The following is a 16,579-nucleotide window of genomic DNA, read 5'->3' on the forward strand; positions in this document are numbered from 1 at the left end:
GGTCTATATCCTTCAATGATCTAATAATCACTCGATATTAAAATTAAATTAAACTCTTCTTCTTTTCGGAGGACGACAACCATTATGTGGTAAAGGAGTAACATCAATGATTTCAGTTACTTCGATTCCTGCATTATGAATTGAACGAACAGCGCTTTCACGACCATTACCAGGTCCCTTTACGTATGCTTTCACTTTACGTAATCCCGCCTCGTGAGCCACCTTAGAACAATCCTCAGCTGCTAATTGCGCTGCATAAGGTGTATTCTTTTTTGAACCACGAAAACCCATTTTACCAGCTGATGACCAAGAGATCACTTCACCTTTTTTATTTGTTAGAGATATCAAAATATTATTGAAAGATGATGAAATGTGAACCTCACCAACACTATCTACTATAACTTTACGTTTTTTAGCTACCGCTTTAGACTTTGCCATATCAGTTACTTATTATTTAGTTGCTTTCTTTTTATTAGCAACAGTCTTACGTTTTCCTTTACGTGTACGAGAATTATTCTTTGTACGCTGACCTCTTAATGGAAGCCCAGATCTATGACGAATACCTCTATAACATCCTATATCCATAAGACGTTTAATATTCAACTGCGTCTCAGATCTTAATTCACCTTCAATAGTATATTCACCAATAGCAGCACGAATCTTACTGATCTCATCGTCATTCCAATCACTAACTTTCTTATCTACACCAACTCCTGTAGCCATAAGAACTTCTTTAGCACGATTCCTACCTACACCGTAAATGTAAGTTAATGCAATCTCTCCACGTTTATTTTTAGGTACATCTACCCCTGCAATTCTAGCCATAGCTTACCCTTGTCTTTGTTTAAATTTAGGATTCTTTTTGTTAATGACGTATAGTCTGCCCTTACGACGAACTATCTTACAGTCAGCACTTCTTTTTTTAATTGACGCTCTTACTTTCATTTTAGTATCTATAAGTTATCCTTGCTTTCGAAAGATCGTAAGGACTCATTTCTAATTTCACTTTATCACCAGGTAATAATTTAATATAGTGCATACGCATTTTACCTGAAATATGCGCAGTCACGACGTGACCATTTTCTAACTCAACTCTAAACATTGCATTAGAAAGTGCTTCTATGATAGAACCATCTTGCTCTATCGCTGATTGTTTTGCCATTATGCTACTGCTTTTCTATTCTTACCAGTCTTGATCAAACCATCATAATGACGATTAAGAAGATAAGAGTTAATTTGTTGCATTGTATCTATTGCTACTCCAACCATAATTAATAATGACGTACCACCATAAAACAAAGCCCATGATTGAGTAACACCCATTAATGAAATAATTGCAGGAAAAATAGCCACTGCTGCTAAAAACAAAGAACCAGGTAATGTAATCTGTGACATGATACGATCTAAATACTCAGAAGTTTCAGTCCCTGGTCTAATTCCAGGTATAAAACCACCATTTCTTTTAAGATCATCAGCCATCTTATTAGTTGGAACTGTTATCGCGGTGTAAAAATAAGTAAAAACTATGATTAATAGTGCAAAAGTTAAATTATACCAGAAACCAAAAATATCGCTATAAGCAGTACCAATAGACTTAGCCCAAGATGCATCCATCTGCCCAATAGCCGACGGTACAAACATAATAGCCTGAGCGAAAATTATTGGCATAACGCCAGAAGCATTAAGTTTAAGAGGAATATACTGACGAGAACCGAAAACATTCTTCTCATAACCGCCAGTTGCAGACCTTCTAGCATACTGAACAGGTATCTTTCTAACACCCATAACAAGCATAATACAAGCCGCTATAACAAGAAGCCAAATCACTACTTCTACAATAATGAGAAACCATCCACCTACTCCATCTACTCTAGAGCCTATTTCTTGAATAAACGCTTGAGGCAAAGTAGCAATAATACCGACCATAATTAATAATGAAATACCATTACCAATACCTTTATCCGTAATTTTTTCACCAAGCCACATTGCAAAAACACAGCCAGTAACTAAAATTATTGTACTAATTACTAAAAACAAAGTTTGTTGATCCTGCATCATAAATGCAGACTCAGGAACACCTAAAGAACCTAAAGACAGCATATAGCTAGGTGCTTGTATTAAACAAATACCAATCGTTAACCATCTAGTTATTTGATTAATCTTTCTTCTACCAGACTCACCTTCTTTTTGAAGTTTTTGTAAATAAGGTATAGCTATACCCATTAACTGAACAACAATACTAGCAGATATATACGGCATAATACCTAAGGCAAAAACAGAGGCTTTAGCAAAAGCACCACCTGTAAAAGCATTAAGTATACCACCAATTCCGTCCTTAAAATTAGAAGCCAAACCAACTAATTGAGTCGAATCTATACCTGGTAAGGTAATTTGAGCACCAAACCTATAAACAAGAAGCAAACTAAAGGTCATTAAAATACGATCCCTTAGCTCTTCTATTTGCCAAACATTCTTTAAATTTTCAATTAACTTCATCGAGTAAAATTAAATTGTTTGTGCTTGTCCACCTACTCCTTCTATAGCAGCTTTTGCAGTAGAAGTAAATTTATGTGCAGTTATATTAACTTTAGCCTTCAACTCACCACGACCAAGAATCTTTACCAAGTCATTTTTTGAAACCAATCTTTCAGCTACTAAATCACCTATAGTGATTGTATCCGAAAACCTACCAGCTTCATGATAAGCCTGAATAACGTCTAAATTAACACCCGCATATTCCTTGCGATTAATATTCGTGAAACCAAATTTAGGAACACGACGCTGAAGAGGCATTTGACCACCTTCGAAACCTACTTTCTTAGAGTAACCAGAACGAGATTTAGCTCCCTTATGACCACGAGTTGCAGTACCACCTTTACCAGATCCTTGACCACGACCAATAATCTTTGCAGATCTCTTTACAGAACCTTCAGCCGGTTTTAAATTATGTAAACCCATTATAAATATTTTTAAGCCTTCTCTACAGAAACCAAATGTTGAACTTTTGCGATCATTCCTTGTATCACAGAATTATCTTCATGCTCTACAACCTGATTCATTTTTCTTAGACCAAGAGACTCAAGAGTCCTCTTTTGTCTTGCAGTCCTATTAATAGCACTACGTACTTTTTTTACTTTTAACTTAGCCATAATAGAAATTATCCGTTAAATACTTTATTCATTGAAATTCCTCTTTGCTTCGCTACTGTTTCTGCACTTCTCAATTGTAATAAAGCATCAAAAGTTGCTTTAACTACATTATGAGGATTAGAAGAACCCTGGTTTTTACTAAGTACATCATGAACACCTACTGCCTCAAGTACAGCTCTAATTGCTCCACCAGCAATAACTCCGGTACCAGTTGATGCAGGCATCAATAACACCCTAGCACCACCAAACTTACCTTTTTGCTCATGAGGAATAGTTCCCTTTAGCAATGGTATGCGTACTAAATTCTTTTTTGCATCTTCAACAGATTTAGAAATAGCTTCAGAAACCTCTTTAGATTTACCTAAACCATGACCTACAACTCCATTTTCATCACCTACAACAACTATTGCAGAAAATCCAAATGCACGACCACCTTTTGTCACCTTAGTAACACGTTGAACACCTACTAAACGATCCTTAAGCTCAAGTCCTCCTGGCTTAACCGTTTCTACGTTTTTATATTTTTGGTACATTATATTAAATGTTTCAAATTAAAATTTAAGACCACCTTCACGAGCTCCCTCTGCAAGAGATAGCACACGACCATGGTACAAATATCCACCACGATCAAAAGAAACAGATTCAATACCAGCAGCTTTAGCCTTAGCGGCAACTGCAATACCTACTTCCTTAGCAACCTCCACCTTTCCAGCAGTAGATTTTAATTCACGTGATGAAGCCGATGCAATGGTCACTCCATCTACATCATTGATTACTTGAGCATAAATCTCCTTATTACTTCTAAAAACAGATAACCTAGGACGTAAAGCCGTTCCATTAACTGTTTTACGAATGCGTCTACGAATTTTTATTCTTCTTGCTGACTTTGAAAATGCCATAATATCTATAAATTATGCTGATTTACCAGCTTTTCTTCTAATAATTTCTCCAACAAACTTAACACCTTTTCCTTTATAAGGCTCTGGCGGACGGAAACCACGAATTTTAGCAGCAACCTGACCAACTAACTGCTTGTCAAATGATGTAAGCTTTACACGAGGATTTTTACCCTTCTCTGAGATCGTTTCAACCTTAACTTCAGAAGCTATATTCAAAACGATATTGTGAGAAAAACCTAAAGATAAATCTAATTTTTGCCCTTGATTTGATGCCCTATATCCAACACCAACTAGTTCTAACTCCTTAGTCCAACCTGTTGAAACACCTTCAACCATATTGCTAATTAAAGATCTGTACAAGCCATGTTTAGCTCTATGATCCTTAGCATCGGAAGGTCTACTAACTACTACTTCTTCCGCATCAACTTCAATTGATACATCAGAAAAAGGCTGAACCAACTTTCCTAATTTTCCTTCTACAACAATCTCGTTGTTTTCAACTTTTACTGTAACACCAGCAGGTATAGTTACTGGATTTTTTCCTATTCTAGACATAGCTGTATATTAATAAACGTAACAAAGAACTTCACCTCCTACGTTCTCAGAACGAGCTTGTTTGTCAGTCATAACACCTCTAGAAGTAGATATGATTGCAATACCAAGACCATTAAGAACACGTGGTAAATCATTAGCTCCTGAATACTTACGTAAACCTGGCTTTGATAAGCGTTGTAAATCTTTTATTACTGATTCCTTTGTATCTCTATCGTATTTTAAAGCGATTTTGATATTTTGTTGAGTTGTGTTATCTTCAAACTTATAGCTTAAGATATATCCCTGATCAAATAAGATTTTAGTAATCTCTTTTTTTAATTTTGAAGCAGGAACGTCAACTACTCTGTGATTTGCTCTTACAGCATTTCTAATTCTCGTTAGATAATCTGCGATTGGATCTGTATTCATAAATATATCTTTAAGCGATTACCAACTAGCTTTTTTAACGCCTGGGATTAAACCTTGATTTGCCATTTGTCTGAACATTACACGAGAAATACCAAATTGTCTCATGTAACCCTTAGGTCTTCCAGTTAATTTACAACGATTATGTAATCTAACAGGAGACGCATTCTTAGGTAACTTTTGTAGCTCCTCGTAGTCGCCAGCTTCCTTAAGTGCCTTTCTTTTAGCAGAATATTTATCCACTAATGCCTGACGCTTGCGCTCGCGCGCTTTCATTGATTCTTTTGCCATCTCTACTTAGTTCTTTTTAAATGGTAAACCTAGTTCCGTAAGTAATGACTTTGCTTCTTTATCAGTATTAGCACTGGTAACGAAAGCAATATCCATACCTGAAATTTTGTTAACCTTATCTATGTTTATCTCTGGAAATATAATTTGCTCAGTAATACCTAAATTATAATTTCCTCTTCCATCAAAACCGTCTGCTTTGATTCCTTGAAAATCTCTAACCCTTGGTAAAGCAACGGTTACGAAACGGTCCAAAAATTCATACATACGTTCTCCACGTAATGTTACCTTAACACCGATAGGCATTCCCTTACGCAACTTAAATGCCGCAACATCTTTCTTAGATAAAGTAGCAACTGCTTTTTGTCCAGTTATAGTTGTTAGTTCTTCCAATGCATAATCGATAAGTTTCTTATCTGCTACAGCAGCACCAACCCCACGGCTTAGTACAATCTTCTGAAGCTTTGGAATCTCCATTACATTCTTGTAAGCAAACTCCTTCTGTAAAACATCAGCAATACGCTCTTTATATTCTCCTTTTAATCTTGGTAAATATGACATGATTATATTACTTCTTTAGTTGTTTTAGCAAAACGAACGTTTTTACCATCCTTAGATTCATATCCAACTCTAGTATTCTTACCATTCTTATCTATTAAAGAAAGGTTAGAAACGTGTAATGCAGCCTCTTTTTCTTTTATACCACCTTGTGGATTAGTAGCGCTAGGTTTCTCATGTTTAGAAACCATATTAACACCTTCTACAATAGCTCTATTCTTTTCGATAAAAACTTTTGTTACTTTCCCTTCAGCACCTTTATGCTCACCAGCAGTTACTCTAACTGTATCTCCGGTTTTAATTTTTAACTTTGCCATAATAATTATTATAGTACTTCTGGAGCAAGTGATACAATTTTCATGAACTGTCTATCACGTAATTCACGTGCTACAGGTCCAAAAACACGAGTACCTCTCATGTCAGATGTAGGATTTAACAAAACGCAGGCGTTATCATCAAAACGGATATAAGAACCATCAGGTCTTCTCACCTCTTTTTTAGTACGCACTACAACCGCTGTAGAAACAGCACCTTTTTTTATATTACCATTAGGAGTTGATTCCTTTACAGAAACAACAATCTTATCACCAACCGAAGCATATCTTCTTTTAGTACCACCAAGAACACGTATACAAAGAACTTCCTTTGCACCAGTATTATCAGCGACTCTTAATCTCGATTCTTGTTGTACCATTACTTAGCTCTTTCTATTATTTCTACTAATCTCCAATTCTTAGACTTACTCAAAGGACGAGTTTCCATAATACGAACTGTATCTCCTTCGTTGCAGTCATTATTTTCGTCGTGAGCAACATATTTCTTAGTTTTCAAAACGAATTTACCATACATAGGATGCTTCTGTCTTTTAACTTCAGCTACGACAATACTCTTGTCCATCTTGTTGCTTTTAACAACACCTACACGTTCTTTTCTTAAATTTCTAGTCTCCATTGTCGTACTATTTATTGTTGATAGCAGTCTTGATTCTCGCGATAGTCTTACGTAACTTGGTAATCTGTGAAGGATTATCCAGCGGTGACATACTATGAGTCCTTTTCAAATCTCCGTAAGCAACTTGTGATTCTACAAGCTTATCTTTTAACTCTTCAAGAGAGTATCCTTTAACTTCTGATTGTTTCATAACTCAAATCTATTCTTGATAATCGCGAGCGACTATGAATTTAGTTTTAACTGGTAATTTCTGAGCAGCAAGCCTTAAAGCTTCTTGTGCAACTGCTTGCGGTACACCTGAGATTTCAAAAAGAATTCTACCTGGTTTAACCACTGCAGCCCAATACTCAACATTACCCTTACCTTTACCCATACGTACCTCTAAAGGCTTTTTCGTAATAGGTTTATCCGGAAATATTTTTATCCATAAAGAACCTTCTCTTTTCATAAATCTAGTCGCTGCAATACGCGCCGCTTCGATTTGTCGAGAATTAATGAAATTTGCATCTAAAGATTTAATTCCAAAAGTCCCATAGGCTAGTTGGTTACCGCGTCCTGAATCACCTTTCATGCGACCCTTCTGCTGTTTTCTAAACTTTGTTTTTCTAGGTTGTAACATTTCTAGCTATTATTATTTTCTACGACGACGGTTGCCTCCACGATTGTTTGCACCACCACCTTTATTACCTTGTTGTTTCTTTGCTAAGCCAGCCAAAGGAGATAAATCTCTTTTACCATAAACCTCGCCCTTCATAATCCATACTTTAACTCCAATCCTTCCATACGTAGTATGAGATTCTACTAAAGCATAATCTATATCAGCGCGAAAAGTAGAAAGAGGAATACGACCATCTTTATAAGATTCAGAACGAGCCATTTCAGCCCCATTCAATCTCCCAGAAATCTGGACTTTAATACCTTCAGAATTCATTCTCATCGCAGCGGCAATAGCCATCTTAATAGCACGTCTATAAGAAATCCTATTCTCTATTTGTCTAGCAATACTAGAACCGACTAAATGCGCATCTAGCTCAGGTCTTTTAATTTCATGAATATTGATCTGCACATCCTTGCCAGATATCTTTTTCAACTCTTCCTTTAAACGGTCAACTTCCGTACCACCTTTACCGATAATAATACCAGGTCTAGCAGTAGTAATAGTAACTGTAACTAACTTTAAAGTACGTTCAATAATGATACGTGAAACACTAGCTTTAGATAAACGAGCATGAATATACTTGCGTATTTTATCATCTTCAGCAAGTTTATCACCATAATCATTTCCACCGTACCAATTAGATTCCCATCCTCTGATGATACCTAAACGATTTCCTATTGGATTTGTTTTCTGTCCCATACCTTTATTAGTTAACCTCTAAATTATTAGTCTGACCTAACACAAGAGTAACGTGGTTTGATCTTTTTCTTATTCTATGTGCTCTACCCTGCGGTGCTGGACGCAATCTTTTAAGCATAGCACCACCATCAACTCGAATCTCTTTAATAAAGAGTCCAGCCTCAGCCACATCAGCATCCTCGTTCTTAGCTTGCCAATTTGCAACAGCACTAAGAACTAACTTATCTAATCTTCTTGCCGCTTCTTTAGAAGAAAACTTAAGGATATTTAACGCATCCTCAACCTTTTTACCTCTAATTATATCAGCAACCAATCTCATCTTTCTTGGAGATGTAGGACAGTTGTTTAATTTTGCAAACGCTATCTTACTTCTCTCTTCCTTTAGCCTTTCAGCCATTTGTCTTTTACGAACTCCCATAGCTTAGATTATTTTTTACCCTTGTTCTTAGCACCACCATGACCTCTATAAGATCTAGTAGGTGAAAATTCACCAAGTTTATGTCCAACCATGTTCTCAGTAACATACACAGGTATGAACTGACGTCCGTTATGAACAGCAATTGTCTGACCAACGAAGTCCGGCGTAATCATAGACGCACGAGACCAAGTTTTTATTACAGTTTTTTTACCAGACTCAACATTTTGAGCCACCTTAGATTCAAGTTTATGAAATACGTAAGGTCCTTTTTTAAGTGAACGAGCCATAATTTATTTCTTTCTACGTTCTATTATATATTGAGTACTAGCTTTATTCTTATCACGTGTACGATAACCTTTAGCAGGTATACCATTACGAGATCTTGGATGACCACCTGAAGACTTACCTTCACCACCACCCATTGGGTGATCCACTGGATTCATCACAACCGGTCTAGTTCTAGGCCTTCTACCTAACCATCTAGATCTACCAGCTTTACCACCAACAACAAGTTGATGATCACTGTTAGAAACAGCACCAATAGTAGCTAAACATTCTTGTAAAATCAATCTAGTTTCACCGGAAGGCATCTTAACAGTAGCATACTTACCATCTCTAGCCATTAACTGAGCAAAAGAACCAGCACTACGAGCGATCACAGCCCCTTGTCCAGGACGTAACTCAATACAACTAATAATTGAACCCAAAGGCATTTGTGACAACTTCATTGCATTACCAACATCGGGAGTTGCAGATTCACCAGAAACAATATTCTGACCAACCTTCATACCATTCTGAGCAATTACATAACGCTTCTCTCCATCTTGATAATTAACTAAAGCTATGAAAGCAGTACGATTAGGATCATACTCTATCGACGCAACAGTTGCAGGAACACCATGACGATCTCTTTTGAAATCAATGATACGGTAGCGTCTCTTATGACCACCACCAATGTAACGCATAGTCATACGACCACTAGCATTACGACCACCTGAACGTTTTTTCGGAGCGAGTAAACTCTTCTCCGGCTTATCAGTTGTGATAGCGTCGTAGCCATTCACAACTCTAAATCGCTGTCCAGGAGTTACAGGTTTTAATTTTCTTACTGACATTATTGTCTTTTAATTATAGATTACTATAAAGATCAATGGTTTCACCATCTTTAAGCTGTACAAATGCCTTCTTACGCGCACTTGTTTTACCAACTTGAATCCCTGATTTAGTATATTTAGTATTACGATCAATACGCGTATTCATTGTTCTAACCTTAAGAACAGTAACACCATACGTCGCTTCAACTTCTTTTTTTATCTGTACTTTATTAGCTTTTGAAGACACCTCAAAACCATAACGATTTAGAAGCTCACTATCTCTAGTTGCCTTCTCAGTAATAATCGGTTTAATTAAAATGCTCATAGCTTATTTACTTAAATTTTCTTCAATTCCTTCTAACGAACCTTCCAAAAGAACAACATTAGTTGCGTTCAAAATTTTGTAAGTACTTAATTCTGAGTTAAGTACAACATCAGAACCCTTTAAATTTCGCGAAGACAAATATACATTATTATTTGATTCCCCCAAGACAATTAGAGATTTTTTATTTTCAAGACCTAGACCTTCTAAAACCTTAACAAAATCCTTAGTACTTGGAGCATCTAAATTGAAATTCTCAACAATTGAAAGTGTACCTTCAGACATCTTTTGACTTAGTGCACTTTTACGAGCTAATCTCTTCTGACCTTTATTCAATTTGAATGAATAACTACGAGGTACAGGACCAAAAATACGACCACCACCTCTAAATACAGGAGACTTGATAGAACCAGCACGAGCTGTACCTGTTCCTTTTTGCTTTTTGATCTTACGAGTACTACCTGCAATCTCTGCACGTTGCTTAGCTTTGTGCGTCCCTTGACGTTGATTAGCAAGATATTGCTTTACATCAAGATAAATAGCGTGTTCACTAGGCTCAATACCGAATATCTCTTCAGATAATTCTACCTGACGTCCAGTTTCTTTTCCTTTTATATCTAATACTGCTACCTTCATTATTTCTGTACGATTACATAAGAATTTTTATGACCAGGTACACAACCTTTAACCACAAGTAGGTTCTTGTCAGCAACAACCTTTAAAACTCTTAAATTTTGAACTTTTACTTTTTCATTCCCCATCTGTCCAGCCATGCGCATTCCTTTGAATACACGTGCAGGATAAGATGCAGCTCCAATAGATCCTGGAGCTCTCAAACGGTTATGTTGACCATGTGTAGCTTGACCAACACCACCAAAACCGTGACGTTTAACAACACCTTGAAAACCTTTACCTTTAGAGGTTCCTGAAACATCTACAAATTCACCTTCAGTGAACATATCAACAGTAATTGAATCTCCTAATTTGTATTCCTCATCAAAACTTTTGAATTCGGCAACTTTTCTTTTGACAGCAGTTCCTGCTTTCTTAAAGTGCCCTTGAGCAGCCTTAGAAGCATTCTTGTCTGATTTGTCATCGAAACCTAATTGCAAAGCAGCATATCCATCTACCTCCTCAGTTCTGACTTGGGTAACCACGCAAGGACCTAATTCTATAACAGTACAAGGCATGTTTTTGCCGTTCTCATCATAAATACTAGTCATTCCGACTTTTTTTCCTATTAACCCAGACATATTTATATTAATTAATAATTGTTATATATAATTTTAAAAACAGTTCCGCCTAATAATAGACGGAACCAAATTTTGATTTAATAAATTAAAGTAATTACACTTTAATTTCAACTTCAACACCACTAGGAAGTTCAAGCTTCATAAGAGCATCAATAGTCTTAGAAGAAGAACTATATATATCTAATAGTCTCTTATATGAACTAAGTTGAAATTGCTCACGTGATTTTTTATTTACGTGAGGAGATCTTAATACAGTAAAAATCTTCTTGTGTGTAGGAAGTGGAATAGGTCCAGTTACAACAGCACCAGTACTTTTTACAGTTTTAACGATTTTTTCAGCAGATTTATCTACCAGATTATAATCGTATGATTTGAGTTTAATTCTGATTTTTTGACTCATCGTTTGAAATATTAATTGTTACCTTTTGTTGCTGCTATTACCTCTTCACTAATATTAGAAGGTGTCTCAGCATAATGAGAGAATTCCATTGTAGACGTTGCACGACCTGAAGAAAGAGTACGTAACGTTGTTACATAACCAAACATTTCAGAAAGAGGAACATCAGCCTTTACAACCTTTGCACCATTACGGTCACCCATGTCATTTACTTGACCACGACGACGGTTAAGGTCACCAACTATATCACCCATATTTTCTTCAGGAGTAATAACTTCAAGTTTCATCATAGGTTCTAATATAACAGCACCGGCCGACTTAGCAGAAGCTTTATAACCCATCCTAGCTGCTAATTCAAAAGAAAGAGCATCAGAATCTACAGGGTGAAAAGAACCATCTGTAAGAGTAACTTTCATACTATCCATTTCGAATCCGGCAAGAGGACCAGCCTTCATAGCTTCACGGAAACCTTTTTCAATTGCAGGAATAAATTCCTTAGGAACATTACCACCTTTAATTTTATTAACAAACTGAAGACCTTCTTCTACCTTACCTTCTTCATTTTCTTCAGCAGGTTCAATAGTAAAGACAATATCTCCAAATTTACCACGACCACCAGATTGCTTCTTATAAGTTTCTCTGTGATCAGCAGATCTTGTAATAGCTTCTTTATACTCCACTTGAGGAGCACCTTGATTAAGCTCTACTTTAAATTCACGACGCATACGGTCAACGATAATATCAAGGTGAAGCTCACCCATACCAGATATAATAGTTTGACCAGAAGCCTCATCAGTTCTTACCTGGAAAGTAGGATCTTCTTCAGCTAATTTTGCCAAAGCCATACCCATTTTATCCACATCAGCCTTAGTTTTAGGCTCTACAGCAATACCGATTACTGGATCTGGGAAGTCCATAGACTCAAGAACAATAGGATGCTTTTCATCAGACATAGTATCACCAGTCTTGATATCTTTAAACCCTACTGCTGCACCAATATCACCAGCTTCTATGTATTCAATAGCATTCTGTTTATTAGAATGCATTTGATAAATACGTGAAATACGTTCTTTTTTACCTGAACGATTATTTAATATATAAGAACCAGCATCCAAACGACCTGAATAAGCACGGAAAAATGCAAGACGACCTACAAAAGGATCCGTTGCAATTTTAAATGCAAGAGCAGCAAAAGGCTCCTTAACACTTGGCTTACGTAATTCTTGTTCTTCTGTATCAGGATTTGTACCAACAATACCTTCCTTATCCGTAGGAGAAGGCAAGTAACGACAAACTGCATCTAATAAAAATTGAACACCTTTATTTTTAAACGCAGAACCACAAATCATAGGAATGATAGACATATCCATAACAGCAGCACGAAGAGCAGCATGCACTTCATCCTCTGAAATAGAATCCTCATCTTCCATGAATTTCTCAAGAAGGTTCTCATCATAAGCAGCAACCTCTTCGATTAGCAACCCACGATATTTTCTCGCCTCCTCTTTCATGTCCTCAGGAATGTCAACTACATCAAAAGTAGAACCCTGTGTAGCATCATGCCATACGATAGCACGATTCTTTACAAGATCAACAACACCTTTGAACTCATCTTCGTCACCAATGTTCAATACAATTGGCACCGCATTAGACTTCAACATATCTTTAACTTGCTGACAAACAGCTAAGAAATTAGATCCCTGACGATCCATTTTATTTACAAAACCAATACGTGGCACTTTGTAATTATCTGCTAATCTCCAGTTAGTTTCTGATTGTGGCTCAACACCATCTACAGCACTAAACAAGAAAACCAAACCATCTAATACACGTAACGATCTATTTACCTCTACAGTAAAATCAACGTGACCAGGTGTGTCAATAATATTAAAGTGATAATCCTTCGTATCAGGAGTAGTTTGAGCATTTTCTAATGGAAACTTCCATGTACAAGTAGTAGCAGCAGACGTAATAGTAATACCACGCTCTTGCTCTTGCTCCATCCAGTCCATAGTAGCAGCACCATCATGAACCTCACCTATCTTATGAGAAACTCCTGTATAATAAAGGATACGCTCAGTAGTAGTTGTTTTACCTGCATCAATATGAGCAGCAATACCTATGTTTCTAGTAAATTTTAAATCTCTTGACATTTCTTAGAATCTAAAGTGTGAGAATGCTTTATTTGCTTCAGCCATCTTATGAGTGTCTACCTTTTTCTTAACAGCAGCACCTTCTTCCTTAGCCGCAGCAAGGATTTCAGAAGCTAATCTTACAGAAAAAGATTTTTCGTTACGCTTACGAGAGTAACTAATCAACCACTTCATTGCTGTAGATATCTTTCTATCTGGTCTGATTTGCATTGGAATTTGAAACGTAGCACCACCTACACGGCGTGAACGCACTTCAACGTGCGGCATAACGTTAGATAACGCATCTTTCCACACTTCCAAAGAAGTTTTCTCTTCATCTTGATTTTTTTCTTCTACAATATCCATTGCATCATAGAAAAGTTTGAAAGCTGTAGACTTTTTTCCGTGTAACATCATCATGTTAACGAAACGTGTCACTAGCTGGTCGTTAAAACGTGGATCCGGAAGGATAGGACGTTTCTTGGCCTGTCTTTTTCTCATTTCTTCTTGTTGAAATTGTTAATTAAAAAACCCTAACAGAGTATTGTTAGAATCTTTAAAAATTGGTTTACTTCTTTGGGCGTTTTGCTCCATACTTAGATCTACGTTGTGTACGGTCTGCAACACCAGCGGTGTCCAGTGCCCCACGCACGATATGATATCTAACTCCTGGCAAATCTTTTACCCTTCCACCTCTAACCAATACTATCGAGTGCTCTTGTAGATTGTGTCCTTCTCCTGGGATGTAAGCATTTACTTCCTTACCGTTAGTAAGTCTAACCCTTGCAACCTTTCTCATTGCTGAGTTAGGCTTCTTAGGTGTAGTTGTGTAAACACGTGTACATACTCCACGACGTTGAGGACAAGAATCTAAAGCAGCCGATTTACTCTTCTTGGTTATTTTGGCTCTTCCTTTACGTACTAATTGTGAAATCGTTGGCATATTGTTTTACGCTAATAAATTAATTCCCTTTTTTAAGAGTCGGCAAAGGTATGAATAAAAAAGAGTTATTCAAACCTCAGTTTCAAATATTTAGAATATCTTTTCAAAATACACAAGAAACAAGAAAAAATTACCGTTTACAAAATGATGAAAAACAATAAATATTAATGAAAATCAAATCCTGCATAGTCCTTATTATATATATACTAACTACCCATTCTTTATTATCACAGAATAAAGAAGTCTTACTGCAGTACAAAAGCAACACTACAAAAAAAGCAGACTCTACAAGAATTATACAATTAAATCATTCAACCACTCCTCATAAAATAACCGACAGTTTAAAATCACAATTAAAAAATCAAGGATATTTAAATCTATTAATTTCTGAACCTAAAAGAATCACAAATAATATTTCCAAGGTAACTATTAACTTAAACCGAAAATACACCCACATTAAATACTTTTTCAATATTAAAAATAAACAAGATAGTTTGATTATGCATTCGCTTTCGCGAAAGCGAGAAAACATAATAACAATTAAAGATCAAAAAAAAATCATTGATGATTACAATGAGCAATTAAAAGAAATGGGATACCCCTTTAACGAAATAAAATTATCCAATATAAAACTAAACGATAGCGATACTATAACAGCAAATTTAAATTTCAAGATAATTGAAAAACGTTATATCGACAACATCATTTTAAAAGGCTACACTAACTTTCCAAAAACAACTATATCTTCATTTAACAACAAAACAAGAAACTATAATGAAAAAACAATTAAAGAAATAGATGAAATTATAAAAAACATACCTTTTGCAAAACAAACTAAAAAAACCGAAGTCCTATTTAAAAAAGACTCCACTAATATTTATGTTTATTTAGAAAAAATCAACACCAATACTGCAGAAGGCTTATTAGGCTTTAACAACACCACAGATGGAAAACTAGAACTGAATGGATATATAGATTTAAAATTACAGAATAATTTAAATAGAGCTGAAACTTTCATTTTACAATATCGAAATGATAATGGAGATCAAACCAATTTTCAAACTAGTATAAATCTACCGTATGTATGGAAGACTCCAATAGGTATAAATACAGAATTAGATATTCAGCGTAGAGACAGCACATACCAAAGCACATCATTCAGCACTGGGTTATTTTATAAACCAAACTGGAAAACTAGCTTAGGACTTAACTACAAATCGGTAACATCCAATGCTACAGCAACAGATACAGATCTAGAAAACTACACCAAAAACGGAGTTGAACTAACATCTAACTATCAACAAAACACGACTGATCCTTTAATGCCAGAAAACTTCTATTTAAAAGCGAATTTCGGATTAATAAAAAGGACTGGAATAGAAATAAATGAAAAACAATTAAGTTTTAACGCAACCTTTTTAAAGTTATGGCATCTATCTCATAGAAGTGTATTTTTAAGCAATATCACTAGCTATTATTTGAAATCCAATAACATACAATTTAATGAGCTTTATCAGTTCGGAGGATTGGGAAGTATTAGAGGTTTTAACCAAAATAGCATTGACAGCTCTTTCTACACGACGCTCGCTACAGAGTATAGATACCGTTTAAACGATCAAATTTACCTTCACACCATTCTAGATATAGGTGTATTTGAGAATTTTAACAGTAAAAACCTTGATAAGCTTTACGGTTTTGGAGGCGGAATTGCAATTTTAACACAAGCTGGCATATTAAATTTAAGTATCGCAAACGGCCGATTTGAAGATGCTAAAGTGGACTTATCCAGCACAATAGCTCATATAAGCTTAAAAATAAACTTCTGATATGTTAGCTTAATGTTAATGAGATCTTAAGA

The 16,579-nt window shown here is 35.8% G+C and carries 30 protein-coding genes; 1 reads left to right on the forward strand and 29 read right to left on the reverse strand.

All coding sequences use genetic code 11. From position 1 onward, the window contains the following. Positions 1 to 48: 48 nt before the first annotated feature. From rpsK to rpsL, 29 genes are all read right to left on the reverse strand, one after another. The gene (rpsK, locus tag ACJJVN_RS02255; protein ID WP_104515642.1) at positions 49 to 438 is read right to left on the reverse strand and encodes a 30S ribosomal protein S11; all 390 of its coding nucleotides are present in this window, start codon (positions 436 to 438) and stop codon (positions 49 to 51) included. A 12-nt stretch (positions 439 to 450) separates the two neighbouring features. Continuing rightward, a complete protein-coding gene (gene rpsM, locus ACJJVN_RS02260; RefSeq protein WP_104515643.1) occupies positions 451 to 825 on the reverse strand; it encodes a 30S ribosomal protein S13 in 375 nt (124 codons plus the stop codon). A gap of 3 nt (positions 826 to 828) precedes the next feature. Further along, complete coding sequence (gene ykgO / locus ACJJVN_RS02265; RefSeq protein WP_015361145.1) at positions 829 to 945, reverse strand: type B 50S ribosomal protein L36; 117 nt, start codon at positions 943 to 945, stop codon at positions 829 to 831. A 1-nt stretch (position 946) separates the two neighbouring features. Continuing rightward, positions 947 to 1,162, reverse strand: coding sequence for a translation initiation factor IF-1 (gene infA, locus ACJJVN_RS02270; RefSeq protein WP_013549436.1), 216 nt, complete (start codon positions 1,160 to 1,162; stop codon positions 947 to 949). After that, positions 1,162 to 2,496, reverse strand: coding sequence for a preprotein translocase subunit SecY (gene secY, locus ACJJVN_RS02275; protein ID WP_405377014.1), 1,335 nt, complete (start codon positions 2,494 to 2,496; stop codon positions 1,162 to 1,164). Before secY ends, infA begins: the two co-directional genes overlap by 1 nt. Positions 2,497 to 2,505: 9 nt before the next feature. Then, positions 2,506 to 2,958 (reverse strand): 50S ribosomal protein L15, encoded by a 453-nt coding sequence (gene rplO / locus ACJJVN_RS02280; protein WP_104515645.1) that lies wholly within the window; start codon positions 2,956 to 2,958, stop codon positions 2,506 to 2,508. 11 nt (positions 2,959 to 2,969) lie between these two features. After that, entirely contained in the window at positions 2,970 to 3,149 is a 180-nt protein-coding gene (gene rpmD, locus ACJJVN_RS02285; protein ID WP_104515646.1) for a 50S ribosomal protein L30, read from the reverse strand. An 8-nt stretch (positions 3,150 to 3,157) separates the two neighbouring features. After that, complete coding sequence (rpsE, locus tag ACJJVN_RS02290) at positions 3,158 to 3,682, reverse strand: 30S ribosomal protein S5 (RefSeq protein ID WP_104515647.1); 525 nt, start codon at positions 3,680 to 3,682, stop codon at positions 3,158 to 3,160. An 18-nt stretch (positions 3,683 to 3,700) separates the two neighbouring features. Further along, positions 3,701 to 4,048 (reverse strand): 50S ribosomal protein L18, encoded by a 348-nt coding sequence (gene rplR, locus ACJJVN_RS02295; protein ID WP_104515648.1) that lies wholly within the window; start codon positions 4,046 to 4,048, stop codon positions 3,701 to 3,703. Positions 4,049 to 4,060: 12 nt separating this feature from the next. Beyond that, positions 4,061 to 4,603, reverse strand: coding sequence for a 50S ribosomal protein L6 (gene rplF, locus ACJJVN_RS02300; protein WP_104515649.1), 543 nt, complete (start codon positions 4,601 to 4,603; stop codon positions 4,061 to 4,063). 9 nt (positions 4,604 to 4,612) lie between these two features. Further along, positions 4,613 to 5,011, reverse strand: coding sequence for a 30S ribosomal protein S8 (rpsH, locus tag ACJJVN_RS02305; protein ID WP_104515650.1), 399 nt, complete (start codon positions 5,009 to 5,011; stop codon positions 4,613 to 4,615). 18 nt (positions 5,012 to 5,029) lie between these two features. Continuing rightward, a complete protein-coding gene (gene rpsN / locus ACJJVN_RS02310) occupies positions 5,030 to 5,299 on the reverse strand; it encodes a 30S ribosomal protein S14 (RefSeq protein ID WP_104515651.1) in 270 nt (89 codons plus the stop codon). Between the two features lie 6 nt (positions 5,300 to 5,305). Beyond that, positions 5,306 to 5,857 (reverse strand): 50S ribosomal protein L5, encoded by a 552-nt coding sequence (rplE, locus tag ACJJVN_RS02315; protein ID WP_104515652.1) that lies wholly within the window; start codon positions 5,855 to 5,857, stop codon positions 5,306 to 5,308. 2 nt (positions 5,858 to 5,859) lie between these two features. Continuing rightward, on the reverse strand, positions 5,860 to 6,171 hold the full coding sequence (rplX, locus tag ACJJVN_RS02320) for a 50S ribosomal protein L24 (RefSeq protein WP_104515653.1): 312 nt from the start codon (positions 6,169 to 6,171) through the stop codon (positions 5,860 to 5,862). 8 nt (positions 6,172 to 6,179) lie between these two features. Beyond that, entirely contained in the window at positions 6,180 to 6,548 is a 369-nt protein-coding gene (gene rplN, locus ACJJVN_RS02325; protein ID WP_104515654.1) for a 50S ribosomal protein L14, read from the reverse strand. After that, positions 6,548 to 6,805 carry a 30S ribosomal protein S17 gene (rpsQ, locus tag ACJJVN_RS02330; RefSeq protein WP_104515655.1) on the reverse strand — a complete coding sequence of 86 codons (258 nt, stop codon included), beginning with the start codon at positions 6,803 to 6,805 and terminating at the stop codon, positions 6,548 to 6,550. The genes rplN and rpsQ overlap by 1 nt, the downstream gene beginning before the upstream one ends. A gap of 7 nt (positions 6,806 to 6,812) precedes the next feature. Further along, positions 6,813 to 6,995, reverse strand: coding sequence for a 50S ribosomal protein L29 (rpmC, locus tag ACJJVN_RS02335; protein ID WP_104515656.1), 183 nt, complete (start codon positions 6,993 to 6,995; stop codon positions 6,813 to 6,815). Between the two features lie 9 nt (positions 6,996 to 7,004). Beyond that, entirely contained in the window at positions 7,005 to 7,424 is a 420-nt protein-coding gene (gene rplP, locus ACJJVN_RS02340) for a 50S ribosomal protein L16 (protein WP_104515657.1), read from the reverse strand. A gap of 12 nt (positions 7,425 to 7,436) precedes the next feature. Continuing rightward, positions 7,437 to 8,162: a 30S ribosomal protein S3 gene (gene rpsC / locus ACJJVN_RS02345; protein WP_104515658.1), complete on the reverse strand. Its 726-nt coding sequence runs from the start codon at positions 8,160 to 8,162 to the stop codon at positions 7,437 to 7,439. A 7-nt stretch (positions 8,163 to 8,169) separates the two neighbouring features. Further along, complete coding sequence (rplV, locus tag ACJJVN_RS02350; protein WP_104515659.1) at positions 8,170 to 8,580, reverse strand: 50S ribosomal protein L22; 411 nt, start codon at positions 8,578 to 8,580, stop codon at positions 8,170 to 8,172. A gap of 8 nt (positions 8,581 to 8,588) precedes the next feature. After that, on the reverse strand, positions 8,589 to 8,867 hold the full coding sequence (gene rpsS / locus ACJJVN_RS02355) for a 30S ribosomal protein S19 (RefSeq protein ID WP_104515660.1): 279 nt from the start codon (positions 8,865 to 8,867) through the stop codon (positions 8,589 to 8,591). 3 nt (positions 8,868 to 8,870) lie between these two features. Continuing rightward, entirely contained in the window at positions 8,871 to 9,695 is an 825-nt protein-coding gene (gene rplB, locus ACJJVN_RS02360; protein WP_104515661.1) for a 50S ribosomal protein L2, read from the reverse strand. A gap of 13 nt (positions 9,696 to 9,708) precedes the next feature. Further along, positions 9,709 to 9,999, reverse strand: coding sequence for a 50S ribosomal protein L23 (gene rplW, locus ACJJVN_RS02365; protein WP_104515662.1), 291 nt, complete (start codon positions 9,997 to 9,999; stop codon positions 9,709 to 9,711). 3 nt (positions 10,000 to 10,002) lie between these two features. Continuing rightward, a complete protein-coding gene (gene rplD, locus ACJJVN_RS02370; protein WP_104515663.1) occupies positions 10,003 to 10,632 on the reverse strand; it encodes a 50S ribosomal protein L4 in 630 nt (209 codons plus the stop codon). Beyond that, the gene (gene rplC, locus ACJJVN_RS02375) at positions 10,632 to 11,249 is read right to left on the reverse strand and encodes a 50S ribosomal protein L3 (protein ID WP_104515664.1); all 618 of its coding nucleotides are present in this window, start codon (positions 11,247 to 11,249) and stop codon (positions 10,632 to 10,634) included. Before rplC ends, rplD begins: the two co-directional genes overlap by 1 nt. 94 nt (positions 11,250 to 11,343) lie before the next feature. Beyond that, positions 11,344 to 11,649, reverse strand: a complete 306-nt coding sequence (gene rpsJ, locus ACJJVN_RS02380) for a 30S ribosomal protein S10 (protein ID WP_008992279.1) — start codon at positions 11,647 to 11,649, stop codon at positions 11,344 to 11,346. A gap of 11 nt (positions 11,650 to 11,660) precedes the next feature. Next, positions 11,661 to 13,799 carry an elongation factor G gene (fusA, locus tag ACJJVN_RS02385; protein WP_104515665.1) on the reverse strand — a complete coding sequence of 713 codons (2,139 nt, stop codon included), beginning with the start codon at positions 13,797 to 13,799 and terminating at the stop codon, positions 11,661 to 11,663. Positions 13,800 to 13,802: 3 nt separating this feature from the next. Continuing rightward, positions 13,803 to 14,279: a 30S ribosomal protein S7 gene (rpsG, locus tag ACJJVN_RS02390; RefSeq protein WP_041566866.1), complete on the reverse strand. Its 477-nt coding sequence runs from the start codon at positions 14,277 to 14,279 to the stop codon at positions 13,803 to 13,805. Positions 14,280 to 14,346: 67 nt separating this feature from the next. Continuing rightward, positions 14,347 to 14,721 carry a 30S ribosomal protein S12 gene (gene rpsL, locus ACJJVN_RS02395; RefSeq protein ID WP_015361172.1) on the reverse strand — a complete coding sequence of 125 codons (375 nt, stop codon included), beginning with the start codon at positions 14,719 to 14,721 and terminating at the stop codon, positions 14,347 to 14,349. A gap of 167 nt (positions 14,722 to 14,888) precedes the next feature. Here rpsL and ACJJVN_RS02400 point away from each other — a divergent pair, with 167 nt between their 5' ends. Beyond that, positions 14,889 to 16,547 (forward strand): hypothetical protein, encoded by a 1,659-nt coding sequence (locus ACJJVN_RS02400; protein WP_405377015.1) that lies wholly within the window; start codon positions 14,889 to 14,891, stop codon positions 16,545 to 16,547. Positions 16,548 to 16,579 lie beyond the last annotated feature (32 nt).

This window comes from Nonlabens sp. Asnod3-A02, from assembly GCF_045063755.1.
GTDB classification, from domain to species: Bacteria; Bacteroidota; Bacteroidia; order Flavobacteriales; family Flavobacteriaceae; genus Nonlabens; species Nonlabens xylanidelens.